Origin of the sequence: Scandinavium sp. NPDC088450, from assembly GCF_044900545.1 — a bacterium.
Classification (GTDB): Bacteria; Pseudomonadota; Gammaproteobacteria; order Enterobacterales; family Enterobacteriaceae; genus Scandinavium.
In genome coordinates, this window is the sequence record NZ_JBJDNI010000003.1 from 198,152 (window position 1) to 224,173 (window position 26,022).

23 protein-coding genes, 1 other RNA gene and 1 CRISPR repeat array are annotated in these 26,022 nt (G+C 54.4%); of the genes, 15 read left to right on the forward strand and 9 right to left on the reverse strand.

Annotated elements, in window-relative coordinates:
* The first annotated feature begins 2 nt into the window (after positions 1–2).
* The 13 genes from casA (at position 3) to selO (ending at position 12,315) form a co-directional block, all read left to right on the forward strand.
* Positions 3–1,508: a type I-E CRISPR-associated protein Cse1/CasA gene (gene casA / locus ACI2I2_RS04945; RefSeq protein ID WP_404656876.1), complete on the forward strand. Its 1,506-nt coding sequence runs from the start codon at positions 3–5 to the stop codon at positions 1,506–1,508.
* Positions 1,505–2,032: a type I-E CRISPR-associated protein Cse2/CasB gene (casB, locus tag ACI2I2_RS04950; protein WP_404656877.1), complete on the forward strand. Its 528-nt coding sequence runs from the start codon at positions 1,505–1,507 to the stop codon at positions 2,030–2,032. Before casA ends, casB begins: the two co-directional genes overlap by 4 nt.
* Positions 2,029–2,664 carry a type I-E CRISPR-associated protein Cas6/Cse3/CasE gene (cas6e, locus tag ACI2I2_RS04955; RefSeq protein ID WP_404656878.1) on the forward strand — a complete coding sequence of 212 codons (636 nt, stop codon included), beginning with the start codon at positions 2,029–2,031 and terminating at the stop codon, positions 2,662–2,664. The genes casB and cas6e overlap by 4 nt, the downstream gene beginning before the upstream one ends.
* Before the next feature lie 14 nt (positions 2,665–2,678).
* Positions 2,679–3,725: a type I-E CRISPR-associated protein Cas7/Cse4/CasC gene (gene cas7e / locus ACI2I2_RS04960; RefSeq protein WP_404656879.1), complete on the forward strand. Its 1,047-nt coding sequence runs from the start codon at positions 2,679–2,681 to the stop codon at positions 3,723–3,725.
* A 3-nt stretch (positions 3,726–3,728) separates the two neighbouring features.
* A complete protein-coding gene (gene cas5e / locus ACI2I2_RS04965; protein WP_404656880.1) occupies positions 3,729–4,427 on the forward strand; it encodes a type I-E CRISPR-associated protein Cas5/CasD in 699 nt (232 codons plus the stop codon).
* Positions 4,428–4,471: 44 nt separating this feature from the next.
* Positions 4,472–5,332, forward strand: coding sequence for a type I-E CRISPR-associated endonuclease Cas1e (cas1e, locus tag ACI2I2_RS04970; RefSeq protein ID WP_404656881.1), 861 nt, complete (start codon positions 4,472–4,474; stop codon positions 5,330–5,332).
* A 44-nt stretch (positions 5,333–5,376) separates the two neighbouring features.
* Positions 5,377–5,619: a type I-E CRISPR-associated endoribonuclease Cas2e gene (gene cas2e, locus ACI2I2_RS04975; protein WP_404656882.1), complete on the forward strand. Its 243-nt coding sequence runs from the start codon at positions 5,377–5,379 to the stop codon at positions 5,617–5,619.
* A 52-nt stretch (positions 5,620–5,671) separates the two neighbouring features.
* A CRISPR array of direct repeats spans positions 5,672–6,126; the repeat unit is 28 nt; unit sequence GTCTTCTCCACGCCCGTGGAGGTGTTTC.
* 842 nt (positions 6,127–6,968) lie between these two features.
* Entirely contained in the window at positions 6,969–7,949 is a 981-nt protein-coding gene (btuC, locus tag ACI2I2_RS04980) for a vitamin B12 ABC transporter permease BtuC (RefSeq protein WP_404656883.1), read from the forward strand.
* A gap of 28 nt (positions 7,950–7,977) precedes the next feature.
* Positions 7,978–8,529 (forward strand): glutathione peroxidase, encoded by a 552-nt coding sequence (locus ACI2I2_RS04985; protein ID WP_330982663.1) that lies wholly within the window; start codon positions 7,978–7,980, stop codon positions 8,527–8,529.
* The gene (gene btuD / locus ACI2I2_RS04990) at positions 8,529–9,278 is read left to right on the forward strand and encodes a vitamin B12 ABC transporter ATP-binding protein BtuD (protein ID WP_404656930.1); all 750 of its coding nucleotides are present in this window, start codon (positions 8,529–8,531) and stop codon (positions 9,276–9,278) included. The genes ACI2I2_RS04985 and btuD overlap by 1 nt, the downstream gene beginning before the upstream one ends.
* Positions 9,279–9,356: 78 nt before the next feature.
* Entirely contained in the window at positions 9,357–9,821 is a 465-nt protein-coding gene (locus ACI2I2_RS04995) for an NlpC/P60 family protein (protein ID WP_404656884.1), read from the forward strand.
* A gap of 276 nt (positions 9,822–10,097) precedes the next feature.
* Positions 10,098–10,811 carry an EAL domain-containing protein gene (locus tag ACI2I2_RS05000; protein ID WP_404656885.1) on the forward strand — a complete coding sequence of 238 codons (714 nt, stop codon included), beginning with the start codon at positions 10,098–10,100 and terminating at the stop codon, positions 10,809–10,811.
* Between the two features lie 61 nt (positions 10,812–10,872).
* Positions 10,873–12,315, forward strand: a complete 1,443-nt coding sequence (selO, locus tag ACI2I2_RS05005; RefSeq protein WP_404656886.1) for a protein adenylyltransferase SelO — start codon at positions 10,873–10,875, stop codon at positions 12,313–12,315.
* A 3-nt stretch (positions 12,316–12,318) separates the two neighbouring features.
* On the opposite strand, the gene ACI2I2_RS05010 is transcribed toward selO, so the two are convergent.
* The 8 genes from ACI2I2_RS05010 to ACI2I2_RS05045 form a co-directional block, all read right to left on the reverse strand.
* Positions 12,319–13,086: a heme ABC transporter ATP-binding protein gene (locus ACI2I2_RS05010; protein WP_404656887.1), complete on the reverse strand. Its 768-nt coding sequence runs from the start codon at positions 13,084–13,086 to the stop codon at positions 12,319–12,321.
* Positions 13,079–14,068 (reverse strand): FecCD family ABC transporter permease, encoded by a 990-nt coding sequence (locus ACI2I2_RS05015; protein ID WP_404656888.1) that lies wholly within the window; start codon positions 14,066–14,068, stop codon positions 13,079–13,081. Before ACI2I2_RS05015 ends, ACI2I2_RS05010 begins: the two co-directional genes overlap by 8 nt.
* On the reverse strand, positions 14,068–14,886 hold the full coding sequence (locus ACI2I2_RS05020) for a hemin ABC transporter substrate-binding protein (protein WP_404656889.1): 819 nt from the start codon (positions 14,884–14,886) through the stop codon (positions 14,068–14,070). The genes ACI2I2_RS05015 and ACI2I2_RS05020 overlap by 1 nt, the downstream gene beginning before the upstream one ends.
* On the reverse strand, positions 14,883–15,911 hold the full coding sequence (locus ACI2I2_RS05025) for a hemin-degrading factor (protein WP_404656890.1): 1,029 nt from the start codon (positions 15,909–15,911) through the stop codon (positions 14,883–14,885). The genes ACI2I2_RS05020 and ACI2I2_RS05025 overlap by 4 nt, the downstream gene beginning before the upstream one ends.
* Before the next feature lie 50 nt (positions 15,912–15,961).
* Positions 15,962–17,941, reverse strand: a complete 1,980-nt coding sequence (locus tag ACI2I2_RS05030; protein WP_404656891.1) for a TonB-dependent hemoglobin/transferrin/lactoferrin family receptor — start codon at positions 17,939–17,941, stop codon at positions 15,962–15,964.
* A gap of 83 nt (positions 17,942–18,024) precedes the next feature.
* Positions 18,025–18,249, reverse strand: a complete 225-nt coding sequence (hemP, locus tag ACI2I2_RS05035; RefSeq protein WP_404656892.1) for a hemin uptake protein HemP — start codon at positions 18,247–18,249, stop codon at positions 18,025–18,027.
* 219 nt (positions 18,250–18,468) lie between these two features.
* The gene (gene aroH, locus ACI2I2_RS05040) at positions 18,469–19,515 is read right to left on the reverse strand and encodes a 3-deoxy-7-phosphoheptulonate synthase AroH (RefSeq protein WP_404656893.1); all 1,047 of its coding nucleotides are present in this window, start codon (positions 19,513–19,515) and stop codon (positions 18,469–18,471) included.
* A gap of 153 nt (positions 19,516–19,668) precedes the next feature.
* Positions 19,669–20,502, reverse strand: a complete 834-nt coding sequence (locus tag ACI2I2_RS05045) for a pyruvate, water dikinase regulatory protein (RefSeq protein ID WP_404656894.1) — start codon at positions 20,500–20,502, stop codon at positions 19,669–19,671.
* Positions 20,503–20,840: 338 nt separating this feature from the next.
* Between ACI2I2_RS05045 and ppsA the strand changes: the two genes are divergently transcribed.
* Entirely contained in the window at positions 20,841–23,219 is a 2,379-nt protein-coding gene (gene ppsA / locus ACI2I2_RS05050; protein WP_404656895.1) for a phosphoenolpyruvate synthase, read from the forward strand.
* Between the two features lie 188 nt (positions 23,220–23,407).
* Complete coding sequence (locus tag ACI2I2_RS05055; protein ID WP_404656896.1) at positions 23,408–25,783, forward strand: glycoside hydrolase family 3 N-terminal domain-containing protein; 2,376 nt, start codon at positions 23,408–23,410, stop codon at positions 25,781–25,783.
* Here ACI2I2_RS05055 and rprA read toward each other — a convergent pair.
* Positions 25,781–25,888: antisense sRNA RprA (gene rprA / locus ACI2I2_RS05060), an RNA gene on the reverse strand. The genes ACI2I2_RS05055 and rprA overlap by 3 nt on opposite strands.
* Positions 25,889–26,022: the final 134 nt, after the last annotated feature.

Consider the following 26,022-nt stretch of genomic DNA (forward strand, 5'->3'; position numbering starts at 1 on the left):
CCATGGCGGAAAACGAAAACCGTTTCAGCCTGATAGAGGAGCCCTGGATTCCTGTGGTGGATGTGGGGCGCGTCAGCCTTCGTCAACTTTTCAGCGAACCGCATCTACGAGCATTAGGCGGCAATGCACAGCAAAAGATCGCGCTAATGAAATTGCTACAGGCACTCTGCCAGTCAGCCGTCGCTCTGCAGGACGAGCAGCAGTGGCTGGCACTGCAACCGCAGGGAGTAAGCCATGCTGTACTGACTTATCTGGACAAATGGCAGGACAGATTCTGGCTGTACGGAGATAAGCCTTTTCTACAAATGCCTGCTATCGCCAGAGCAGAGATAAAACCCTTTGGCACAGTCCTGCCTGAAGTGTCGACGGGGAATACCACAGTGTTAACCGAACGGCAGAACGAAAAAGCCCTCAGCGATGCAGACAGGGCGCTGCTGCTGGTGGTGCAAATGAGTCTGGCGCTTGGCGGGAAGAAAACCGACAACAGCGTGGTGCTCAGTGCAGGCTATCGGGGAAAAACCAACGATAAAGGCAAACCTGCTACCGGCCGGTTTGGCCCTGGGCTTGCCTTTAAGGGAATGATGCACAGCTTTTGTGTGGGTGAAACGCTGGCAGAGACCTTCTGGCTGAATCTCTTCACGCAACAGGAGATAGCTATGTTTACCCAGTATCCGCAAGGGTGTGGAGTGGCTCCGTGGGAACAGATGCCAGAAGGCGAAGATTGTGCTGTCGCACGTTCGCTTAAACAGACGCTGATGGGGCGGCTTGTTCCCGTTTCGCGCTTCTGCTTGCTGGTGGAAGCGGGGCTGCATTATTCAGAAGGGATAAGCCACAGCAGCTACAAAGAAGGGCTGTATGACCCTTCGGTGCTGGTGAATAAAAAGGGCAAAGAGCTCAAGGTGCTGTGGATTAACCCCGGCAGAAGACCCTGGAGGGAGTTGACGTCCCTGCTGGCTTTCCTCTCCCCGCAGCAGTCAGAGTGGGAGTGTGAGCAACTGAGAATGGCTACAGACAAAGCGAGCCTTTCCCAGCGCTGCTTTGGTGTTTGGTCTGGTGGTTTAAGCGTTAGCAGTCAGGCTGGTGAGCAGTATATTTCCGGCAGCGACGATCAGGTGGAATCGCTTTACTGGTTAGATCCTGCTCATCTGGGCGACAGCTGGTTCTACCACTTCAAAAATGAAATGTCTGGGCTAGAGGGACTGGCGAAGACGCTATATGGCAGCGTCAGCCGTTGGTGCCGTGAGATGAAGCTTGAACCTAATAAATATGCCGCCAGAGCGACAGAGCAGTACTGGCAGTTGTGCGAAACGCAGGCTCAGACGCTGCTTGAAAGCAGCCCTGACAGTGACCAACGTCTGCGGTTACGCAAGCAGTTTGCGGAGTATATCTACAGGGTTTACGACGCGACTTGCTCAGGGCAAAACGCAAGACAGTTGGGGGCCTGGGCAGAAGCACGCCCGGTGCTGACTGACTATCTCAGAAGTACCACAGGGAAGGAGGTTGCATGAACACGAAAAATGAAGCTCGCAACACGCACCATCAGCCGTTAATCCACTATGTGTTCGAGCGTTGCCAGCAAGATAAAGGCTTTGCCGCCCGGCTGCGACGAGCCAATAACCCGGCAACGGAGTATCAGTGTTGGGAGTTGCTGGGGCGTTTTGGTCTCGACCTTGAACATGAGACGAAGCGCAGAGCTCATGCATTAGTCGTGGCTGCTGTGGCAACCAGCCGGGCGGAGAAAAATGGCACGCTGACGCTGGGGAAAGCCATTGCAGAAAGCTTTCCGGAGGGCAGTCAAAGCGACCAGGCAAAATCGCGGCTCAATCGTTTGCTGGCCTGCGACACGGTCGCTGAGGTGTGTCAAATTCTCAGACCCTTACTGTCATTGATTCAAAGCCGAGTCACCGTGCCGCTGGACTATGAACGGTTGCTATCAGAGTTGACGGATTTTGGTTACAACAAAGATCGGATCAGAGCGCGTTGGGCGCAGCAGTTTTATGCCAGCAACAAGCAGGAGGCGACCAACGTATGACCCTTTATCTCAGTGCGCTGCATCTCAACAGCGCCGCCTGCCGGAAGCAGAAAATAACCGATGTCTACAGCCTGCACCGTGTGGTGTATGACCTGTTTGACGATGTGCGCACAGAACACCAAAAACAAGCTTCTGTGCCCAGCGGCATTCAGTGGGTCGATAAAGGCGGCGATGTGCGCGGCAGGCAACTGCTTATCTTGTCCGATCGCTCCCCAAACCAACCTGAATATGGGGAATTGCAAACCAAAGTGCTGCCGGATCACTTCCTCCTGCACAAGCAATATCACTTTTCGGTCTGTCTCAACCCTGCCACCCGCGACACTAAAACTCACAAGTTAACGCCTGTGCGTGGACGTGAGGCTATTGGCGCATGGTTTTGCCAGCGAGCGACAGCCTGGGGCATTGCAGTCGATCCTCGGCAGCTTCAGGTTGAGGACATTAACCTGCTGCAAGTCGATGCAGGCACCCACAAATACATCACACTTCAGCAGGCCACGCTAAGCGGCAGGTTGACAGTAGCCGACCCTGAGCGCTTTAAAACCAGCTTCACTCAAGGCATTGGCCGCGGACGTGCTTTCGGCTGCGGGTTGCTGCAAATCGTGCCGTTAACCGACAACTTCTTCTCCGAATAAAAAGGATTTTTACCATGAGCTTACTGAACAGTATCCGTATCGAATTTCATGTCCTGCAGTCCTTTCCGGTCACTTGCCTGAACCGGGATGATGTTGGCGCACCGAAAAGTGCGATTGTTGGCGGTGTCACCCGCGCTCGCGTGAGTTCACAGTGCTGGAAACGCCAGGTACGACTGGCGCTGCAAGAGTTTGGCATCAAGCTGGGCGTAAGAACAAAAAAAGTCAAAGAGCTGCTGCTCCCGCATTTTGCTACGAAAGGTGCAAATGGCGAACAGGCAGAAGCGTGTGCCACAAAAATGGCGGAACTGCTGTCAGCCGACACGCTACTTTTTATCAGTGAGGCAGAAGCGGCAGCGCTGGCAGCTTATGCGCAAGAAAAGGGCTTTGATGCCGCAGAAATCAAAGATAAAGAGCTGGCAAAAGTGGCAAAAAAAATTCTCAACCCTAACCTGGATGCACTGGATATCGCGCTCTTCGGGCGCATGGTGGCGAGAGCCGCCAGCATGAATGTTGAAGCCGCCGCCTCGTTTAACCATGCGATTTCCACCCATAAGGTCAGTAATGAAGTGGAGTTTTTTACCGCATTGGATGATTGCCCGGATACCTCAGGATCGGCGCACATGGGCACTCTTGAGTTTAACGCCGCCACTTACTATCGCTATGTCTGTCTCGATCTTGGTCAACTGGCGCAAACGTTGGGCCACGATGAACAAGAGACCAGCACTGAACAACTGCAAAAAGCGATTGCAGCCTTTACTAAAGCGCTATTTGTTGCACTGCCTTCTGCGCGCCAGACGACACAATCTGGTGCCAGTCCATGGGAATACGCGCGAGTGTTGGTACGTAAGGGGCAGCGTTTACAGGTTCCTTTTGAAACGCCAGTTAAAGCGGTACAAGGCGGTTATCTGCAACCCAGCATACAGGAACTACAAACCTATCTGGCGAAAAAAGAAAAGCTCAGCGGGTCGCTGTTCGGCAAGCAAGGTGATTACGAATGGGGAGTCAACGAGGATTACGCGATTGACCAGTTGATTCAAGATTTGCAATCTCATGTGGTGTAAATCATGAGCCACTATTATTTACTGCTCTGGCTTGAGGGGCCGCTACAAAGTTGGGGACATGACTCACGCTTTGGCCGTCGCGATACCTTGCCATTTCCGACGCAGTCTGGCGTTTGCGGCATCCTTTGTGCGGCGCTAGGGGCTGGTGGACTGCAGCGTGACATGCTGGCGCAACTGACTAGCGGAAAATGGTTTGTACGGGCGATGCCACGCTGCAACGCTCAACCGACGGTACCGTTGTGTGATTTTCAGATGGTGGGCAGTGGCTATGACGAGAACGACCCGTGGCAGCTTCTGCTGATCCCTAAAACCAGTGAGGGCAAAAAGGCCGTTGGCGGCGGCACGAAAATGACCTACCGCTACTACCTTCAGGACAGCGCCTTCGCCGTCGCTATCGAGCTTCCGCAAGTATTAGCAACCGAACTGAGTGCAGCACTGGCCGCTCCGGTGTGGGATTTGTCTCTTGGGCGTAAAACCTGCGTGCCGTCAGAATTTATCGGGCAAGGAATATTCACCTCGCTCGATGAGGCCTGGGAGCGCAGCGACCTGTTAATGGAGCAGAAAAACCGACAGCTTCGTTTTACGGTCTTCCCATCGGCCTTGCCAGAAGAGGGGGAAGTGCTAACGCTGAACGATGTGCCCTTGCAGTTTGGTGAGAATAAACGTTATGGCGATCGTCTGGTCACGATTGTTCATCCGTAATCTTAGTACTGCGTTATCGCAGCTCTGTTTCAAGGAGAGTGTCGATGGCCAATGGAAAGCGTCTGTTCGTCAAAATCACCCGAGAATCATTGCCGCAGGTGAAAGACAAGTATCCGTTTATCTACCTTGAACGTGGGCGGCTGGAAATTGATGACAGCAGCCTGAAATGGCTGGATGCAGAAGGGCAGGTGGTGCGTTTACCCGTAGCAACGATTAACACGTTGCTGCTGGGGCCCGGAACGTCCATCACCCACGATGCGGTGAAAACGGCAGCAGCGGCAAACTGTGCACTTTGTTGGGTCGGTGAAGACAGCCTTTTGTTCTATGCCGCAGGCTTTCAACCTACTGCGGATAGCAGAAACTTTCGCCGACAAATGACGATTGCCTGCGATAAAAAGCGGTCACTGGAGGTCGCGAGACAGATGTATCAACGGCGTTTTCCCGATGCCGAACTCAGGGAGAAAAGCCTGAAGGAGATGATGGGAATGGAAGGTCATAGGGTTCGGTCGTTGTATCAGGAGAAAGCGCTGCAGTATGGCGTCGGCTGGAAAGGACGTCAGTTCACCCCGAATAAATTTGAACTGAGCGACACCACCAATCAGATCCTGACATCAGCTAATGCCGCGCTCTATGGCATCTTGTGTTCCGCCGTGCATGCGATGGGCTACTCGCCGCATATTGGGTTCATTCATACTGGTTCACCGCTGCCATTTATTTATGATCTCGCCGACCTCTACAAAGCTGAGTTGTGCATCGATCTTGCCTTTGCGCTGAATAAAGAAATGGCAGGGCAGTATGATAAGCATCTGCTCGCAAAACGCTTTCGCGAACGGGTTATCACCATGGAGTTACTGGAGAGGGTTGCATTTGATATCAAACAGTTACTTGGGGAAGAGAAAAAATGATTGTCGTAGTCGCCAATAATTTACCCCCCGCTGTTCGCGGAAGAATGAAACTTTGGTTTCTGGAACCCAGAGCCAACGTTTTCGTTTCAGGCGTAAAAGACGCAGTAGCCGGTCAGGTCGTGGATTACCTGCTGAGCCACTGCCCCGCAGCCTCCGGTGGGGTCATCTTTAAAAGTCTTCCCACCGCTCCAGGCTATGAAATCCGCACGATTGGCCTGCCAGATAAGACCTTGTGCGAAATTTCTGGCCTGCAACTTGTCCTGGAAAAAATATTTCAGGTCGACTAGGTAAAACCACTATATAGGGTTGATAGTGAAGGTTCTTTAACAATATATTGGTGTCTTCTCCACGCCCGTGGAGGTGTTTCTTCTGAGTTTTTTAAAGGCGGGGATTATTTTGGGTCTTCTCCACGCCCGTGGAGGTGTTTCCAGAATCTGAGTCAGGTAAGGGTTCATAAAAACGTCTTCTCCACGCCCGTGGAGGTGTTTCCAGTTTCTATCAGTCGCCGTCCAGAAACAGCTGGTCTTCTCCACGCCCGTGGAGGTGTTTCTATTTGAAATTTACGCATCAAGGTTTTTTGAGTGTCTTCTCCACGCCCGTGGAGGTGTTTCCGGAGATGAACAGATGTTTAAAGAAATGATGATGTCTTCTCCACGCCCGTGGAGGTGTTTCTAAAGATGGCGTTGATTATATCGCGCCGTATATGTCTTCTCCACGCCCGTGGAGGTGTTTCCAAGCAGGAGCTAAACGAAAACCAAATTGCCAAGTCTTCTCCACACCCGGCAGAGGCGCTGAAGGTGGTCGATGGTCTTCTCCACGCCCGTGGAGGTGTTTCTAACCGATTGTCTCCAGGCTTCCGGCTACGACCGTCTTCTCCACGCCCGTGGAGGTGTTTCTAACCGATTGTCTCCAGGCTTCCGGCTACGACCGTCTTCTCCACACCCGTGGAGGTGTTTCCATGTGGACGATGTCTACTTCTTTGACCACTTTGTCTTCTCCACACCCGTGGAGGTGTTTCCGCTGTAAGACTCGGGAACGTACTCAAAGGCGAGTCTTCTCCACACCCGTGGAGGTGTTTCTCACTGTTACGACACCTGGCTGTCGGGGCAAGAGTCTTCTCCACGCCCGTGGAGGTGTTTCTATGTTTGACGGTATGAAACGAGGGACACTGAAGTCTTCTCCACGCCCGTGGAGGTGTTTCCCAGCCTTATATCTGGCTGAAATTCATCACTCCGCCGTCTCCACAAGCGTGGAGGTGTTTCCGATATACGGTTAGCGAGACGTGCAGGGCTTGCGTCTTCTCCACGTCCGTGGAGGTGTTTCTCAATGGGGCGTTACGGATATCAGCGACGAAACGTCTTCTCCACGCTCGTGCAGGTGTTTCCGGCTGCTGGGTATCGGATGGTAAGTCCCTGAAGTCTTCTTCACCCAAGTGGAGGTGTTTCCGTTGCCACGTCCCGACCAAACCCTGTGGTACCCGGTTTCTCCACGTCAGTGGAGGTGTCATCGTCAATCACATCCGAAAAAGGAGGCCGTAAGTGTGCAGTCAATTTTGCCAACTTCCGGAGCTTTTCCTTCCCACCTGGCCAGAACCCTCTTAAAATCATTCACCTGACCCCAATGGATTCTGGATTTCATGCACACACTCGCCCAACGACAGCACAGACGAAATCAGCGATGGCTTGGCGTGTTGCTGCTGCTTCTGCTGCTGGCGATTTTTATTAGCCTTTGTGCGGGCGAACAGTGGTTGTTTCCGCCTGACTGGCTGACGCCGCGTGGGGAATTGTTTGTCGGGCAGATTCGCTTGCCGCGTACATTAGCGGTGATGCTGGTCGGGGCTGCGCTCGCAGTCTCTGGCGCAATCATGCAGGCTCTGTTTGAAAACCCGTTGGCGGAGCCTGGGTTGCTTGGTGTCTCAAACGGCGCGGGCGTAGGGTTGATTGCGGCGGTGCTGCTTGGAAAAGGTTTGCTCCCCGGTTGGGCGCTTGGATTAAGTGCGATTGCCGGGGCGCTACTCATCACCGTTGTCCTTCTGCGTTTTGCTCGTCGTCATCTCTCAACCAGCCGTCTGCTTTTGGCGGGCGTAGCGCTGGGGATTATTTGCAGTGCGCTAATGACCTGGGCGGTCTATTTTTCAACGTCGTTTGATTTACGTCAGTTGATGTACTGGATGATGGGGGGATTTGGCGGCGTGGACTGGCACCAGGCGTGGCTGATGCTGGCTTTACTTCCGGCGATGCTGTGGGTCTGCCTGCAATCTCAGGCGCTGAATTTACTGTCATTAGGCGAAACGTCTGCCCGCCAGTTAGGGCTTCCGCTCTGGCTGTGGCGCAGGCTTTTGGTGCTGGTGACCGGCTGGCTGGTGGGCGTCAGCGTGGCGCTGGCTGGCGCGATTGGCTTTATTGGTCTGGTTATCCCGCATATTCTGCGTTTATGTGGCCTGACGGATCACCGTGTTTTGCTCCCGGCTTGCATGCTGGCGGGCGGCACGACGCTGCTTTTTGCTGATATTGTTGCCCGTCTGGCTTTGGCATCGGCGGAATTGCCAATAGGCGTTGTGACCGCCACGCTAGGCGCTCCCGTATTTATCTGGCTATTATTGAAAGCTGGCCGCTAAGTGCCGGTTAATCACCGAAGAGGATGCTATGCAACACGATATTCTGAACACCCACGTCACGACCATTGATGGCGAAAATATCAGTCTCGAGACCTTTAAAGGGGATGTCCTGCTGGTGGTGAACGTTGCCTCTCAGTGCGGGTTAACGCCGCAGTATGAGCAACTGGAGAACATTCAGAAAGCCTGGGAATCGCAAGGTTTTCGCGTGTTAGGCTTCCCGTGCAATCAGTTTTTGGGTCAGGAACCGGGTAACGAAGAAGAAATCAAAACCTTCTGCAGCACCACTTACGGTGTGACTTTCCCGATGTTCAGCAAAATCGACGTCAACGGTGAGCATCGCCATCCGCTGTACCAAAAACTGACGGCGGCGGCTCCTGTTGCCGTCGCACCTGAAAGCAGCGGCTTCTACGAACGTATGGCCAGTAAAGGACGCGCGCCAAAGCAGCCTGGCGATATTCTGTGGAACTTCGAGAAATTCCTGATTGGCCGTGACGGTGAAATCATCCAGCGCTTCTCGCCGGATATGACCCCAGAAGACCCGATTGTGATGGAGTCGATCAAACTGGCGCTGGCGAAGTAATCATGCCATTGATGCAGCTTCAGGCAGTGGAAGAAGCAGGGCGGTTACAGCCCGTCACAGCGGACGTGATGCAGGGCGAAAGTCTGCACCTTGTCGGGCCAAACGGGGCCGGCAAGAGCACACTGCTGGCGAGAATGGCGGGCATCAGTCAGGGCAAAGGGCAGGTGAGCTTGTTGGGCCGCTCGTTGGCGGAATGGCCGCCGTTAGCGCTTGCCCGCCATCGGGCTTATCTCACGCAGCACCAGACGCCGCCGTTCGCTATGCCTGTCTGGCACTATCTGACGCTGCATCAGCATGATAAATCGCAGCACCACCTCCAGCACGATATTGCCGCAAAGCTAGGGCTTGAAGATAAACTCGCCCGCCCGGTCAATCAGCTTTCCGGCGGTGAATGGCAGCGCGTCCGTCTTGCTGCTGTCGTTTTGCAAATTCATCCTCAGGGAAACCCGGACGGCAAATTGCTGTTGCTGGATGAGCCGATGAACAGCCTTGATGTCGCTCAGCAAGCGGCGTTCGACAGGCTGCTGACTGAACTTCATCAGCAAGGTATTACTATTGTGATGAGCAGCCACGACCTTAACCATACGTTGCGCTTTGCCAGCAGCACGTGGTTGATGCGTCGAGGGAAATTACTGGCGAGTGGCAAGACGCCGCACGTTATGACGACAGAAAATCTGACGGCTGCGTATGATATGCCGTTCAAAAAGCTGACGACGGACGGCACTGAAATCCTGATAGCGGCCCTGTAAGGCGGCTTAATGGTTGCCAGTTTCCGGCTTCGCGAGCTAAATTAAACCTATAAAAAAACTCAGAGGATACGCCAGGATATGCGTCCCTTTATTTTGTTAGTGGCGGCATTAATTTTAGCAGGGTGTAGCAGCCATCGTGCGCCGCCGCCCAATCCACGCCTTTCTGATTCCATCACGGTCATCGCCAATCTCAACGATCAACTGACGAACTGGCGCGGCACGCCGTATCGTTATGGCGGCAGCACGCGTCGCGGGGTGGATTGCTCCGCCTTTGTGATGATGACTTTCCGCGATCAGTTCGATATGCAACTGCCACGCGACACAGAAAATCAGGCGAGAGTCGGCACCAAAATCGACAAAGACGACTTATTGCCGGGCGATCTGGTGTTCTTTAAAACCGGCTCTGGTGGCAGTGGTTTGCATGTCGGGATCTACGATACCGACAATCAATTTATTCATGCCTCAACCAGCCAGGGCGTGACGCGTTCCTCGCTGGATAATGTCTACTGGCGGAAAAACTTCTGGCAGGCAAGACGGATATAGTCAGAAAACGTTAAGGGCCGAAAGGCCCTTTTTTGTTTAGGAAGAAATAAAAGCCCGCTTGCGAAATAATTATCGCGTCTAACACTATTCACGTAATGAATCTGTGGATTGTGCGTCTGCATGAATATGGATTACAATCATCATAATGATAATGCAAAGGAATTCCTGAAATAAAAAGGAACGAATGAACTTAATCTTTTTAAAATCAAAGATTTTCTTTTCTACTGGAACCACACAGCCGCGACCGGGGATAGCCCTTAAACAGGGGTGGGCGCAATGATTGTCTCACTGGATAAAGCATACCGGGCAGAAATAGTATTCCTCCCTGCCAGAAATGGCGGGGGCAAACTTGTGGGGCTTGAGCTCATCGCTAACTTTGTTGGTGCGCACGACAACGTCCGCACGCCAACCAGTTTGATTACCTCTCGCCTGAGTCCGGATGACGACATTGCGCTGTTTACTGAAAAACTCTTGCTGCTTGAAAGCTGCCAGATCTTTTTTATTCAGCAGGAATTGATTGCCTGGATTAATATAACGCCGGTAATCGCTGAAGCACTTTTAGTGCAAAAGGAACTGGCAGAACGCGCCGCCCGATTTTCTTTTCTCGAATTCACCGTCAATGAGAATTTTCCTCAGTTGAATACACTCGATGAACAGCATTTGTTAGTTCAACTGGTGAATCACTTTCCATTGGTGCTGGGCAATTTTGGTGTCGGGGAAGCGTCAGCTCAACCGGTTTTTAGTGGGCTGTTTAAACGTGTGGCGTTGGATAAAAACTTTATCCAGCAGCAGGCTCCGCTATTATCTTTTGACCCTTTTATGCGAGCGATTACCGCGCAAATTAAACCGTTCTGCGGCGACATGATGGCGGCGGGAGTGGACAGCCAGACTCTGCTTGAGCGCCTGCAGCCATGGGGGTTTAGTGCCTATCAGGGTGCGCTGTGGCCTGCTGTCGATGCGGCGGCGTTAACGTCACTGGTGCAGGAATAACCCTGCATCTCGCCCGTATTTATCTGCCTGCGTTGGCACTACACTAAAGACAGGAGGAACCATGACCCTGTCTTTTACCCATCACTGGCGCGATGAGCTGCCAGGTTTTTATACCGAGCTTTCCCCAACGCCGCTGGATAACGCGCGCCTGATTTGGCACAACGCGCCTTTGGCGGAAGCACTCAACTTGCCCGCATCGCTCTTTGCCACGACCAACGGCGCAGGCGTCTGGGGCGGCGAAACGCTGCTGCCCGGCATGCTGCCTTTAGCGCAGGTTTACAGCGGACACCAGTTTGGCGTCTGGGCAGGTCAGCTCGGTGACGGGCGAGGGATCTTGCTTGGCGAACAGCAACTGGCCGACGGTCGTCGCTATGACTGGCACCTCAAAGGCGCGGGCCTGACACCGTATTCCCGCATGGGAGACGGACGAGCAGTCTTGCGTTCAACGTTACGTGAAAGTCTTGCTTCAGAAGCGATGTTTGCGCTTGGCATTCCCACCACTCGTGCTCTGTCTGTGGTCACCAGCGACACGCCGGTGTACCGCGAAACGGTTGAGCAGGGGGCCATGCTGATTCGCGTGGCGGAAAGCCACGTCCGCTTTGGGCACTTCGAGCATTTCTATTATCGCCGTGAGCCGGAGAAAGTCCGCCAGCTGGCCGACTATGTGATTCGTCACCACTGGGCTCATCTCGATAAAGAGGAACATAAATACGCGTTATGGTTCCGTGACGTTGTCACAAAAACGGCGCGGATGATTGCCCGCTGGCAAACCGTCGGCTTTTGTCATGGGGTGATGAACACCGACAATATGTCGATTCTCGGCCTGACCATGGATTACGGCCCGTACGGTTTCCTCGACGACTACCAGCCGGGTTATATCTGTAACCACTCGGATCATCAGGGGCGTTACAGCTTTGAGAATCAGCCTGCCGTGGGGCTGTGGAATCTGCAACGTCTGGCACAAACGCTGTCGCCATTTATCGCCGTCGACACGCTGAACTCGCTGCTGGATGTCTATCAGGAAGCATTGTTGGTGGAATACGGCAAGCTGATGCGCGCCAAACTGGGCTTGTTCAGCGAAGAAAAAGGCGATAACGAACTGCTTAACGGTCTGTTTGGCCTGATGGAAAGCGAGGGCAGCGATTACACGCGGACGTTCCGCATGTTGAGCGAAACGGAACAAAACAGTGCTGCGTCACCGTTGCGGGATGAGTTTATCGACCGGGCCGCATTCGATACCTGGTTTGCTTCTTATCGTGCGCGTCTGCAACAGGAACAGGTTGATGACACACAGCGTCAGCAAAGCATGAAGCAGGTTAACCCGGCGGTTGTCCTGCGTAACTGGCTGGCGCAACGTGCGATTGAGCAGGCTGAACGTGGAGAGTACGAGGAGTTTGCTCGTCTGCATGAGGTTCTGCGCAACCCTTATGCAGACAGAAACGACGATTACGCCAGCCGCCCGCCAGAGTGGGGCAAGCGGCTGGAAGTGAGCTGTTCCAGTTAAGGCTTAGCGAGCTAAAAACACCTGCGGTGTCTGGCTGGCAGGATGTTGTCCGATATGCACTTCAGCGCCGTACCAACGGCTCAGGGTCTCTGCCTGCAAGACTTGCGCAGGCGTGCCCTGGGCCACCATCTCCCCCTGATGCAACAGCAAAAGTCTGTCAGCCCAAAGCGCGGCCAGATTTAAATCATGCAGCACGGCACAGACGTGCAATTCACCCTGAGAAGTCAGATTTTTAAGCAGGCGCAGTAGATGCTGCTGGTGATACAAGTCCAGGGCTGAAGTCGGCTCATCGAGAAACAGCCAGCCTCGTGGTGCATTGTCCGTCCATAGTTGTGCGAGGGCGCGAGCTAATTGCACGCGCTGCTGTTCACCGCCCGAGAGCGTGTTGTACTTGCGATTTTCCAGTGGCAGACAACCCGTTAACGCCATCACCTGAGCAACAATCTTACGGCTATCCTGTTGCGGCCAGGGCGCGCGTCCCATCGCGACGACGGCTTCAACCGGCCAGTCAAATCCCAGCTGACTTTGCTGGCGCATTACCGCTCGCTGGCGCGACAACGCCTCGGGTGTCCATTCGTTCAGCGCTATTCCTTTCAGGACACACTGACCATTATCGGGGGACAAATAGCCTGTCAGCACTCGCAGTAAAGTCGATTTCCCCGCGCCATTAGGGCCAATCAGAGCGACCAGTTCTCCCGGTTGCAGGGAAAGTGAGATATCCCGCAAGACTGGCGAATAGCACAGCGACCTGGCGTGTAAACAGTTATCCATGAGCGCCTCCGCGACGGAAAATCATCCACAGGAACCACGGCGCACCGAGCAGGCTGGTGAGCAGGCCGACAGGCATTTCAGCGGGTGCGACAAGCGTTCGCGCGAGCGTATCTGCAATCAATAGCAATATGGCACCAACTAGCACCGAGCCTGGGATCACAGCGCGATGATCGGCCCCGAGCCACATGCGCAGCAAATGCGGCACCAACAGGCCGATAAAGCCAATCACACCGCTAACTGCAACGGCGGAAGCCACCAGCAAAGCGCTGCACATCAGCAAACGCCTTTGGATTTGACGCACGTTCACCCCGAGGTAATGCGCTTCTTCATCACCCAGTTGCAGCAAATTGAGTTGCTTTGCCTGTCGCCAGATAATCGCCACCGTTGGCAGCATCAGCGAGGCGGTGGCGAGCAAGGTCGACCATTGCGCCTGCCCAAGGCTGCCCATTCCCCACAGTGAAAGCTGGCGCAGTTGAGCATCGTTACTGAGCCAGGACAACACGCCAACCGCCGCGCCGCACAGCGCATTGATCGCAATGCCCACCAGCAGCAGGCGTGACAGCGAATTATCGTGTCGCTGGCTGAGGATAAAAATAATCACCGTCACCGCCAGGCTGCCGATGAACGCGGCAAGCATGGGCATATACAGCATCAACACCACGGGCAGGGAAAACGGCAGGACAACCCACAGCGCCACCGATAATGCAGCGCCACTGCTGATCCCCAAAAGACCGGGATCGGCCAGCGGATTGCGAAATAAGCCTTGCATCACGCAGCCTGCCAGCGCCAGAGAGCCGCCGATGGTGAGAGCCAGCAACACGCGAGGTAAGCGGATGGTGAACCAGATTTGGCGCAGCGCGCTGTCGCCGTGCCAAAGGGCAGCAAGCGGCAGCTTCAGCGCCCCAAAAGTGGTGGCACAGAGCGTTAACAGCAGCAACAGCGCCAGCAAGGAGCACAGCGAACGGAAAACCTGCGGGGTCATCAGGGCAGTTGCTCCGCTTTCTGGCGCAGCTGTTGGATGGCTTCCGGCGTGCGGATGCTGAAGCCCAGCAGCGCCATGTCATCCACCAACAACACCTGTTTGTGACGGCCTGCCGGGGTTTGTGAGATACCTGGCAGCTTCCACACTCCCTCTTCGCCGCCCATGCTTTTTACACCGTCTTGTGAGATGACGATTAAGTCAGGCTGGCTGGCGATCACGCCTTCCTGAGAAAGCGGCTGGTAGCGGTTGAAACCCTGCATAGCATTTTGCAGGCCAGCCGCGCGGATCGCGGTATCGGCCCCCGTTTGCTGCCCCGCAGCCATTGCGCTCATGCCGCCATGACTAAGAATAAACAGCACGCGTTTGTTGAGAGGCGTGGTTGGCAGGGCGGCCAACTGGGCCTGCATCTGTTTGCGCAGCTTTTCGCCCTCGGCTTCTTTATGCAGCGCGGCGGCAATCACCTGGATCTTTTGATCAATCACCGATACATCGTTACTGCCAGGAACGGTCACCACGGTCACGCCGTTTTGCGAGACTTGTTTCAGCGCCAAAGAAGGCTGAGCCTGAACGCTGGCGAGCACTATCGTTGGGCTCGTGGCAAGAATGCCTTCAGCGTTCAACTGACGAAGATAGCCGACATCCGGCAACCTCGTCGCTTCAGGAGGCCACATGCTGGTGCTGTCACGTGCAACAAGGGCGCTTTGCGCCCCCAATGCATAGACAATCTCCGTCACGTCGCCGCCAAGTGAAACCACTTTTTGTGTCGCTGCACCGGCCAGCAGCGGCAGGGCAGCCATCAACGCGACGAGAGTTTTCATGCGGCAAGCCCTTTGGCGATCAACGCTTCAACCTGCGCGCGCCATTGTGTTTGCTCAGGCTCGCCTTCAGTGCGCTGGCCATAAAGTTGCGCAATCTGCGTGCCATCGGCGGCGAACAGTTCCAGGCTGGTGACATGCCCGTCAGCGGTAGGTTTACGCGTGATCCAGCTTTCGGCGATGGTGTCTTCGCGCAGATGCAGGGTAAAGGCGCTGTTGAAGATATTCAGCCAGCCTTTCATTGGCACCACTTTCTCAATCGCCCCGGTGAATATCTGCACACAGCCACGGTTGCCGACAAAGACCATGATTTCGTTGGCATCCTGACGGGCGTTTTCCAGCAGACGGGCCACAGCATCGTTATCCACCTGACAGGCGAGATCGTCGCCAACCAAACGGAAAGCTTGCTGACGGCTCAGGTTATGGCGTTTGAGCAGGGTAAAGAACTGATGGACGTCAGTCATTGCGCGCCATTCGCCATCAAGCGAAGTGCCGTCAACCTCATCAGCCGTGTTCTGTGCTTCAGCGGGTTGTAGCGCCAGTGCCGGGTTATCCGCGTGAATAAAGCGAGTCAGAACATCACCCCAGGCCGCCATATCCGTGGCTTCAGTGGTATAGACTTTTAACAGCGCATCGCCCTGATTATCGAAAAACTGAATGCTTTGGCGCTCGCCGCGCGCGTGGGTTTCGCTGATATGGAACACGCTTGCCCACTGATTGAGGAACAAACGCAGATCCAGAGCCCGTGGGTTTAACACCAGCCCGGCATGTCCGCTCAGGTGCTGGTTAGTGAAACTTCCGACCTGTTCGTGAACAGCGTATTCGTTGCGGCAAATGCACTTCACGTCGCCCACAGCTTCGAGAGCCGCCAGCACATCGCGAATTTCACCTTTCAAGCGCCAGGCATCGTGCCCCACGCGCGCCCAGGTGAGCTCTGCCTCACTGATAGTCATCATGGCAGCAATATCACGGGCATATTTCCCCGGGTTTTCTTCTTTCAGTGCCAGCCAGCGTGTGTAGTGATTCATTCTCTTTTTCCTTCCAGTTCAGAACCCCGGCGAACCGGGGTTGGGTGTGATTACCACTGATAACTCACGAAAATTTTGCCGTTCTGTCCGTCTTGCGGAATGCCTTGCGGCGAGGAGTACTCTTTGTCGAAGGCGTTGCCGAAGACCAGCGTCGTGGTCAGGCCACTGAGGGATTGCTGGCCTTTATAGCTGACGTAGAAGTCGTTCACGCCATAACCGGCTTGCGGGCTGGCGCTGATGTTTTTGGTGTCCTCGGCAAAGGTGCCTATCCAGCCAACCGAGAAGCCAGAATGGGCAATCGGCACATCCAGGCGAGATGTCACGGTGTCCGGGTTGATGCTGGTCAGCCATGCGCCCGTGTCGGTGTCTTTGCCGCGGGTACGGTTATAGGCGACATCCAGGCTAAAGAAATCGGTGGAGTATTTGCTCATCACGTCCCAGCCCCAGATTTTGGCGTTAGGCACGTTGATGGACGTGGTCGTCGCGGCGGCAAAATCGACGGAAGTGGTGATGTAATCTTTGGCGTTGGTATCAAAGTAGCTGGCTTTGAATTCCAGACCGTCGTTAGCCATCAACAAATCGTCAAAGCGCAGACCGAAACCGTATTCCTGCGTTTCGTTGGTTTCCGGGCGCAGGTTCGGGTTGGGCACCCAATAGTTGGTGTAGAAGCTGCCGATGGAGAAGTGCTTCGCATCGTTATACATCTCGCCCATTGTCGGGGCGCGGAAGGCCTGTGCGTATGAACCGAACAGCATTAACCAGTCTGTCGGACTAATGGTCAGCCCCGCGCGGGAAGACCACTTATCTGCATCGACATCGTCGTAGCCGTCGCTGCTTCCGCGGTAATTGTCATAGCGGGTACCGCCCAGCAGGGTGACGGGCAGGTCGCGCAGGGTTATCTCATCCTGTAACCAGCCAGAGCTGAAGTTGATGCGTGCATCCGGGAAGCCGGTGGTCACGCCGCCCGGGTTTTGCTCCTGGCGATAGTATTCCCCGCCATAAGTCAGCAGGTGGGAGGCGAAGCTGTCGCTGAACAGGCGCGTGCGGTTTTCAACCTTACCACCTTTAGTGGTCTGTTTACGGAATTCACCGGTGTCATCGATGTTTTGCGCGTTGATACGCACTTCAGACCAGTAAGCTTTAACGTCTGCATTGAGCCAGTCGTTGCCTTCTGGCGCAATGTTGTAAGTCAGTTGGGCATCACGCTGAATGGTAGAGCGATCGGTCAATGGGTTGCTGCTGTCAGATGCCGCAGGCGTCTGCGGATTTTTCGGTTCCTGCGAGGCGTTATTGTAGTAACGCAGAGAGCCACTCAGCTTCTGAGCCGGGTCGATTTTCCAGCTCCCTTTAGCAAGGAAGTTGCTGATGCTTTCGTCGTTAGGCGCGGTAAAACCGTTGCTTTGTTTTAAATCACCCCGATCGCGGCTTGACCAGGACACCAGCCCGTCCAGTGTATCGGTCCGGCCAAATGCGCTGGCCCCCATACCAAGACTGTGATCGCCCGTCCCGCCGGTACCAAACACGCGGTATCCGCTGTTCTGACCTGCACTCAGTAAATCGGCAGCATCAACGGTGTCATAAGAAATCACGCCGCCCAGTGCGCCGCTGCCATATAGCAGGGCGGAAGGGCCGCGAACGACTTCGATGCGTTTGATAAGCGCCGGGTCGAGGAAGGTGCTGTTCAGGTGCCCGGTATCGGTGCCCTGGCGAATGCCATCAACCAGCACCAGCACGCCGCGACGGTCATAACCGCGCAGATTGACGTCCTGCCCGTTAGTCCGGCCTGTACCATCAATCGTAAGGCCTGGAACCTGGCGCAGCATATCAGCGGCGGAACTGGCGGTTTGCCCTTCCGGGGTATCAGCCTCAATGACGGTGACCATCATCGGCGCTTCAAAAGCGCTACGCTGGTTGCCGGTGGCCGTGACGGTCATTTGTTCAGACGCCGCAAACGCCGGGGAAGCGATAGCGCCGAAAACAGCCAATGCGACCAGCGATGGGCGCAAAGACGCGGAATGCAGGTGTAGCATGCAACTCTCCATAGGAAGTGAAAAGCGCTGGCTGCCTCGGCATTGGGTCCTGGGTGGCTGGCGAAAGGTTGTGTGTTAACGAATTATTTTGTCAGGATTAATTTACCAGCATGAGTCTGGCGCAGCAGGTAATGCTGGCCATCATGTTCGATAATGACGCGGCCTTCCGTGCCCAGCAGCGTTTTGCTGTCTATGCGACGATCGTCAGGCTGTGGCTGCGGTTTAGGATTGAGTGGGCCGCGAGGAACCGATGTGTCCAGAGATGTCATAATGTTAAAAATAGCAATCAAAGTAACAATGATAATCATTATCAACAAATCAATTCACACAGCAACCCCTTTTGTGAAAAATAGGTGAAGGGATCAAAAAATGGAGGTAAACCGCAAAACCTTCACTTCGTGAAGGTTTTTAGTGTTTGCTCCCTCTCCACGTGGGAGGGGGTTGGGACGAGAGGGTTTTTAATGTTTGCTCCCTCGCCCTGTGGGAGAGGGTTGGGGAGAGGGCATCAGACCGCAGAGTGGCTTAATTCAGAAACGACTCTCAACCGCCGCAGCCAGCTTATCCAGCAGAATTTCGCTGTCTTCCCAGCTCAGGCACGGATCGGTAATCGACTGGCCGTAGGTCATGGGCTGACCGGCGACGATTTTTTGTGTGCCTTCCCGCAGGAAGCTTTCGGCCATGATCCCGGCAATTGCGGTGGAACCATTGCGAATCTGATCGCAGATATCATCACACACTTCAAGCTGGCGACGATGCTGCTTCTGGCAGTTACCGTGGCTGAAATCTACCACCAGATGTTCTGGCAAATCAAACTCATGCAGCGTATCGCAGGCCGCAGCCAAATCCGCCGCGTGGTAGTTTGGTTTTTTGCCGCCGCGCATAATGATATGACCGTAAGGGTTACCGCTGGTCTGATAAATGGTCATCTGGCCGCTCTTATCCGGCGAGAGGAACATGTGGCTGGCACGGGCGGCACGAATCGCGTCAACGGCGATGCGGGTGTTGCCATCCGTACCGTTTTTGAAGCCAACAGGGCAGGAGAGCGCAGAGGCCATTTCACGGTGGATCTGGCTTTCCGTGGTGCGAGCGCCAATCGCGCCCCAACTGATGAGATCGGCGATAAATTGCCCGGTCACCATATCAAGGAACTCGGTGGCGGTTGGCACACCCAGCTCGTTAACCTGCAACAGCAGCTTGCGGGCAAGTTCAATGCCGTAATTAACACGATAGCTGCCGTTGAGATCGGGATCGGAAATCAGGCCTTTCCAGCCGACAACCGTGCGCGGTTTTTCGAAATAGGTGCGCATAACGATTTCGAGGCGATGCTGGTGCTTCTCACGCAGCACCTGCAAGCGGCGGGCGTAATCCATTGCTGCATCCAGATCGTGAATCGAGCACGGCCCGACAATCACCAGCAGACGTTTATCTTCACCATTGAGGATTTTTTCAATACGGCGGCGCGACGCGGTGACATGGCTTGCGACTTCAGCCGAAACAGGGTGACGCTGCGCCAGTTCAGCAGGCGTTACCAGGCTGTCGATGCGCGCCGAACGCAGTTCATCAGTTTTGTTCATTGTGACTCTCAGAATTGGGTTGCTTCAGCGGCTGAAATGCCGGAAGTGATGCGCATCACGATAAACCAATCCCTGTTTTATTCAAGGCAGAATGTGACGCACATCTTATTACGCAGCAAATCTTACCGCATTTCGCTGCATTGTACTAGTGTGTTAGTACATGCGGCGACTGAGACCCATAATGTCGAGGATTTTGGTGGCTATCTCTTCCACCGAATAGTTGGTGCTGTTCAGCCAGGGGATCTGATTTTTGCGATACAGCGCCTCGACTTCCGTGACTTCCATGCGGCACTGGCGCATCGACGCGTAACGGCTGTTTTCCCGGCGTTCTTCGCGGATTGCTGCCAGCCGTTCCGGGTTGATAGTCAGACCGAAAAGCTTGTGTTGTAACGGTTTCAGCGCGGCGGGCAGGACAAGGTTATCCATATCATCGGCGATAAACGGATAGTTTGCCGCGCGGATACCAAACTGCATGGCAAGATACAAACTGGTGGGGGTTTTACCGCAGCGCGAAACGCCGAGCAGGATAACCTGGGCCTGATCGAGATTACGCAAAGAAATGCCGTCATCGTGCGCTAACGTGTAGTCAATGGCCGCGATACGGGCATCATATTTTGTGAGGTTGCCTGGTGTTAAGCCATGCGTACGGTGCGCGATAGGCGTGGGATCCAGCTTGAGTTCTTGCTGAAGTGGGGCAACCAGGGCCTGAACGATGTCCTGACAAAAGCCCTCGCTTTGCAAAATGATGGTGCGGATTTCAGGCAACACGATGGAATAGAACACCAAAGGGCGCACGCCGCTTTGCTGGTAGATAGCGTCAATTTGCTCTTTAACGGCTTTGGCACGGCTTTCCGTTTCGACAAACGGCAACGTGAAGCTGTTGACCGAGACCGGGAATTGCGACATCACGGCGTGGCCCAGCACTTCGGCTGTGATGGCGGTTCCATCAGAAATATAAAAGACGTGGCGATCGACAGCATTATCCATTTTGACCATCCGGTTTGTTTAACGTTAATTCGCTGAAGGCTCTATTTATTTTAATCATAACTGAAGAGGTTTTGTCTCCCTTAAAAAAATGAAACGGTATTTTTATTTTTAATGAAAAGGGTTGTTCATTTTCAGTGAGCGGTATATAGACCGCCATTTGGTGTGGGAATGCTGATGAATCATGGAGTTAAGCTAAAGAGGGGATCTGTCTGAAAAAAGGGAAAAATAATTTGCTTGAACGATTCACCGTTTTTTCAGCCGGGTTAATTATGGCAGGATAAATAACGAAGCCAGTGCTCTTCTGGCATTTTTCTTAATTCATATAAGGAATTATTTCGATGTCCAACAATGGCTCGTCACCGCTGGTGCTTTGGTACAACCAACTCGGCATGAATGATGTAGACAGCGTTGGGGGCAAAAATGCCTCCCTGGGTGAAATGATTACGAATTTGTCCGATTTGGGCGTTAGCGTCCCGAACGGCTTTGCCACTACGGCTGATGCTTTCAATCAGTTCCTCGACCAGAGCGGCGTTAACCAGCGTATTTATCAATTGCTGGACGAAACCGACATTGACGACGTCACCGCACTGGCGAAAGCCGGGGCACAAATCCGTCAGTGGATCATCGATACTCCTTTCCAGCCTGAGCTGGAGAAGGCCATTCATCAGGCTTACGACCAGCTTTCAGCTGATGATGCGGAAGCCTCATTTGCCGTGCGTTCTTCCGCGACGGCCGAAGACATGCCGGATGCTTCCTTCGCGGGCCAGCAGGAAACGTTCCTAAACGTGCAGGGCTACGACGCCGTGCTGGTGGCCGTGAAGCATGTTTTTGCTTCTTTGTTCAACGACCGCGCCATCTCTTACCGCGTGCACCAGGGCTATGACCATCGCGGCGTAGCGCTGTCTGCGGGCGTTCAGCGTATGGTTCGCTCTGATCTTGCCTCTTCCGGCGTGATGTTCTCCATCGATACTGAATCCGGCTTTGATCAGGTGGTGTTTATCACCTCCGCCTTCGGTCTGGGCGAAATGGTGGTGCAGGGTGCGGTAAACCCGGATGAGTTCTATGTGCATAAACCCACGCTTGCCGCCAATCGCCCGTCGATTGTGCGCCGTACCATGGGCTCGAAAAAAATCCGTATGGTATATGCCCCGACTCAGGAGCATGGCAAGCAAGTCCGAATCGAAGATGTGCCGCAGGCCGATCGCGACCGCTTCTCATTGACCAACGAAGAAGTGCAGGAACTGGCGAAGCAAGCGGTGCAGATTGAAAAACATTACGGTCGTCCGATGGATATCGAATGGGCCAAAGACGGGCATACCGGCAAACTGTTTATCGTACAGGCTCGCCCGGAAACCGTACGTTCGCGTGGACAGGTGATGGAGCGTTATACCCTTCACGCTCACGGGAAAATCATTGCTGAAGGCCGTGCTATCGGGCATCGCATTGGTGCGGGCCCGGTGAAAGTGATTCACGACATCAGCGAAATGAACCGCATTCAGCCGGGTGACGTACTGGTCACCGACATGACCGACCCGGACTGGGAACCGATCATGAAAAAGGCCGCCGCCATTGTCACCAACCGTGGCGGGCGAACCTGTCATGCGGCGATTATCGCCCGTGAACTGGGCATTCCAGCGGTGGTGGGTTGCGGTGATGCAACTGAACGCATGAAGGATGATGAGAAAGTTACCGTCTCCTGTGCGGAAGGCGATACCGGCTACGTTTACGCCGATATGCTCGACTTCAGCGTGAAGAGCTCCAGCGTCGATACCATGCCGGATCTGCCGCTGAAAATCATGATGAACGTCGGTAACCCGGATCGTGCGTTTGACTTCGCCTGCTTACCAAACGAAGGCGTGGGGCTGGCGCGTCTGGAGTTCATCATCAACCGTATGATTGGCGTGCACCCGCGTGCGCTGCTGGAGTTCGACGATCAGGACGCGAAGCTGCAGGCCGAAATCCGCGAGATGATGAAAGGCTACGATTCACCGAAAGAGTTCTATGTGGGTCGTCTGACAGAAGGCATCGCGACGCTGGGTGCGGCGTTCTATCCGAAACGTGTGATTGTGCGCCTGTCCGACTTCAAATCTAACGAATACGCCAACCTGGTGGGCGGCGAGCGTTACGAACCGGAAGAAGAAAACCCAATGCTGGGCTTCCGTGGGGCAGGCCGTTACGTATCGGACAGCTTCCGTGATTGCTTCGCGCTTGAGTGCGACGCCGTTAAGCGCGTGCGCAATGAGATGGGGCTGACCAACGTGGAAATCATGATCCCGTTCGTGCGTACCGTTGACCAGGCGAAAGCCGTGGTGGACGAACTGGCGCGCCAGGGGCTGAAGCGCGGTGAGAACGGGCTGAAGATCATCATGATGTGTGAAATCCCGTCCAACGCACTGTTGGCGGAACAGTTCCTCGAACACTTTGACGGCTTCTCGATTGGCTCGAACGACATGACGCAGCTGGCTCTGGGTCTGGATCGTGACTCCGGCGTGGTCTCTGAGCTGTTTGATGAGCGCAACGAAGCGGTGAAAGCACTGCTGTCGATGTCGATTCGCGCGGCTAAGAAGCAGGGCAAATATGTCGGCATTTGCGGCCAGGGGCCATCGGATCACGAAGACTTTGCCGCGTGGCTGATGGAAGAAGGCATCGATAGCCTTTCGCTTAACCCGGACACCGTCGTACAGACGTGGCTCAGCCTGGCTGAACTGAAAAAATAATCGCCTCTCACTCCCCGGCACTGTCCGGGGATTTTTTTATCCCGCGTTCAACGCCTTGCGGCGGATCACACTCCTGGCAAAAAACAAAAAATCATAAAACCGCTGGTCAATTCTGCAATTGTCGGTCTGCGGCGCCTTTCCAATACTGAGTGCCTTAGCCTTTCCTTTCACGCACTCAGGAGTCAAAGATGACCGCTCTCTACAAAGATGCGCAGCGTCCCGTTGCCGACCGTGTTGCCGATTTACTGGCGCGAATGACGCCGGAAGAAAAATTTGCCCAGATGCACGCTTACTGGCTGGTGCTCAGCGTTCAGGGCGATCACCGCGAGCGTTCAGATATGAGCGATGAGTTTGCTGGTGTGTCTGAACAGGCCTCTTTAAACGAACGGCTGAAGCTTGGGGTGGGGCAAATCACGCGCCCGCTTGGGACGCACATTGTGGATGCCAGAACGGGCGTAAAGGCGGCGAATCGCCTGCAAAAAATGCTGGTGGAAGAAACCCGACTCGGCATCCCCGCGCTGTTTCATGAAGAGTGCCTGGTGGGCTTGCTCTGTAAGGACGCCACGCTGTTTCCTTCCTCGCTGAACTACGGCTCAACCTGGGACCCAGAGCTGGTTCGTCATGCAGCAGAATGTATTGGTCAGGAAGCCCGTTCGACGGGGTGTCATCAGGGATTAGCGCCGGTTCTGGATGTCTCCCGCGATGTTCGCTGGGGCCGCACAGAGGAAACGTTTGGCGAAGATCCGTGGTTAGTTGGCGTGATGGCCTGTGCTTATGTTGAGGGATTACAGGGCAAAAAACGTGATGTGCTGGCAACGCTAAAACATTATGTAGGACACTCCTTCAGCGAAGGTGCGCGCAATCATGCCCCGGTGCACCTGGGCTTTTGTGAACTCAATGACACGTTCCTGCTGCCCTTCGAAATGGCCGTCAAGCTGGCGAATGCCGGGTCTGTTATGCCCGCTTATCACGATATCGACAATCAGCCAGGGCACAGCGATCACTTCCTGTTAACCGACATTCTGCGTGAAAAATGGGGGTTCGACGGCATCGTGGTGGCTGATTACGGCGGTGTTAGCCTGTTGCATCAGCACCACGGCGTTTCACATGATGCGGCAGAATCTGCGGCGCTGGCGTTTAATGCCGGGCTTGATGTCGAATTGCCCAAGGATGACTGTGCTCGTCATCTGGCGCAAGCCGTGGAGCGAGGGCTTATCTCGATGCAGAAAGTCGACGAAATTGTGGCTCGCACGCTCACCGAAAAATTCCGCCTCGGCCTGTTCGAACAGCCTTATGCGGACGAAAACGCCATTGAATTGCAGAGCGCTATTACGCGCCAGGCAGCACGCGATATAGCAACTCAGTCGATCACACTGCTGGAAAATAACGGGGTGTTACCGCTGGCAGGAAAACCCCGTGTTGCGGTGGTTGGCCCGACGGCTGACGATCCGTTAGCGTTGCTTAGCGGTTACAGCTTCCCGGTGCATCTCATTATCAGCGACATGCTGGAAGAGACTTCTCAGGTCACTACGCCGCTCAACGCACTGCGCCAGTCTCTGGGTGAGCAGAATGTTCGCTACGCCAAAGGCTGCCATATTATTGAAACGCGTATGGCAGGCGCGCCAGTGTTTCCGGGAGACAGCAGCGGCAAGCCGATGCAGCACTCACCCGTTTCTTTCGATACTTCGCTGATCCCTGAAGCCGTTCACATCGCCCAGGAAAGCGACGTGGTGGTGGCCTGCGTGGGCGATCTGGCTGGCTTATTCCAGAGTGGAACGGTGGGCGAAGGATCTGATACTGATTCGCTGGAATTGCCCGGCGTGCAGCAACAGTTACTCGAAGCGTTGGTGGCAACCGGGAAACAGGTGATTGTGGTGATGACCGGCGGTCGGCCTTATCACCTGCAAGGGCTGGAAGACAAAGTGGCTGCCTTGTTGATGGCCTGGGCGCCAGGCCAGGAAGGCGGCTGGGCGATAGCCGACGTGCTGACAGGGCGAGCTGAGCCTCAGGGAAGATTAGTGGTCAGCGTGCCGAAAAGCGCCGGGGCAATGCCGTATTACTACAACCACAAACTGAAAAGTGGCGGAACGCCTTTCGCCTTCCACTTCGGCAGCCGCTATCCGTTTGGTTATGGTAAAGGGTGGGCGCAATTTAGCTTCGGTCAGCCTGAATTGCTGACACCTGAAGTGACGCCGAAAGGGGAAATTTCAGTGCGTATCGCTATCACCAACAAGGGCGAACGCCACGGCAGCGAAGTGCTGCAACTGTATGTGCGCGACAAAGTGGCCTCAATGGTGCGGCCGGTCAAAGAGCTGAAAGCCTTTCAACGTGTGTCACTGGCAGCAGGGGAATCGGCGAGCCTGACATTTACGGTGCCTGTCGATATGCTCAATTTCACTGCGCGTAATGGGAAGCGAATAGTCGAACCCGGTGAGTTTGAACTGATGATTGGAACTTCATCCACGGATATTCATGGTTCGATAACGGCAACAGTGAGCGGTGAAACGCGGGTTTTACCAGAAGATTGGCGCATGATGAGCCGCTGTGAGGTGAAACGCGGATAAAAAAAAGGCCCATCGTGGGAGATGGGCAAAGACTACACACAGCAATTCGTTGTTTCACTCAGGGGATTTCCATGCTTATAAATCAAGGTGTTGATTTATAACCTTGAGCTAATAGTAGGCATGGAGAATTTTTGCGTCGATCAGATTGGTCTTAATAGTTAAAAAGAGGTAAAGAATTTGAGACGCGAAAGCGGGCGATTCAGCGAGAGAGAAGTGCTGAGTGCAGTCGACGGGCTGTT

Bases quoted from the DNA above. Each gene is read 5' to 3' on its own strand.
- hemP (WP_404656892.1), bottom strand. From the start codon at position 18,249: ATGATTATCATTGTTACTTTGATTGCTATTTTTAACATTATGACATCT.
- cas1e (WP_404656881.1), top strand. From the start codon at position 4,472: ATGGCCAATGGAAAGCGTCTGTTCGTCAAAATCACCCGAGAATCATTG.
- ACI2I2_RS05030 (WP_404656891.1), bottom strand. From the start codon at position 17,941: ATGCTACACCTGCATTCCGCGTCTTTGCGCCCATCGCTGGTCGCATTG.
- cas7e (WP_404656879.1), top strand. From the start codon at position 2,679: ATGAGCTTACTGAACAGTATCCGTATCGAATTTCATGTCCTGCAGTCC.
- ACI2I2_RS05020 (WP_404656889.1), bottom strand. From the start codon at position 14,886: ATGAAAACTCTCGTCGCGTTGATGGCTGCCCTGCCGCTGCTGGCCGGT.
- ACI2I2_RS05045 (WP_404656894.1), bottom strand. From the start codon at position 20,502: ATGGATAATGCTGTCGATCGCCACGTCTTTTATATTTCTGATGGAACC.
- ACI2I2_RS04985 (WP_330982663.1), top strand. From the start codon at position 7,978: ATGCAACACGATATTCTGAACACCCACGTCACGACCATTGATGGCGAA.
- cas5e (WP_404656880.1), top strand. From the start codon at position 3,729: ATGAGCCACTATTATTTACTGCTCTGGCTTGAGGGGCCGCTACAAAGT.
- ppsA (WP_404656895.1), top strand. From the start codon at position 20,841: ATGTCCAACAATGGCTCGTCACCGCTGGTGCTTTGGTACAACCAACTC.
- cas6e (WP_404656878.1), top strand. From the start codon at position 2,029: ATGACCCTTTATCTCAGTGCGCTGCATCTCAACAGCGCCGCCTGCCGG.
- casA (WP_404656876.1), top strand. From the start codon at position 3: ATGGCGGAAAACGAAAACCGTTTCAGCCTGATAGAGGAGCCCTGGATT.
- ACI2I2_RS05015 (WP_404656888.1), bottom strand. From the start codon at position 14,068: ATGACCCCGCAGGTTTTCCGTTCGCTGTGCTCCTTGCTGGCGCTGTTG.
- btuC (WP_404656883.1), top strand. From the start codon at position 6,969: ATGCACACACTCGCCCAACGACAGCACAGACGAAATCAGCGATGGCTT.
- ACI2I2_RS05025 (WP_404656890.1), bottom strand. From the start codon at position 15,911: ATGAATCACTACACACGCTGGCTGGCACTGAAAGAAGAAAACCCGGGG.
- ACI2I2_RS05000 (WP_404656885.1), top strand. From the start codon at position 10,098: ATGATTGTCTCACTGGATAAAGCATACCGGGCAGAAATAGTATTCCTC.
- casB (WP_404656877.1), top strand. From the start codon at position 1,505: ATGAACACGAAAAATGAAGCTCGCAACACGCACCATCAGCCGTTAATC.
- selO (WP_404656886.1), top strand. From the start codon at position 10,873: ATGACCCTGTCTTTTACCCATCACTGGCGCGATGAGCTGCCAGGTTTT.
- ACI2I2_RS04995 (WP_404656884.1), top strand. From the start codon at position 9,357: ATGCGTCCCTTTATTTTGTTAGTGGCGGCATTAATTTTAGCAGGGTGT.
- ACI2I2_RS05010 (WP_404656887.1), bottom strand. From the start codon at position 13,086: ATGGATAACTGTTTACACGCCAGGTCGCTGTGCTATTCGCCAGTCTTG.
- aroH (WP_404656893.1), bottom strand. From the start codon at position 19,515: ATGAACAAAACTGATGAACTGCGTTCGGCGCGCATCGACAGCCTGGTA.
- ACI2I2_RS05055 (WP_404656896.1), top strand. From the start codon at position 23,408: ATGACCGCTCTCTACAAAGATGCGCAGCGTCCCGTTGCCGACCGTGTT.
- cas2e (WP_404656882.1), top strand. From the start codon at position 5,377: ATGAAACTTTGGTTTCTGGAACCCAGAGCCAACGTTTTCGTTTCAGGC.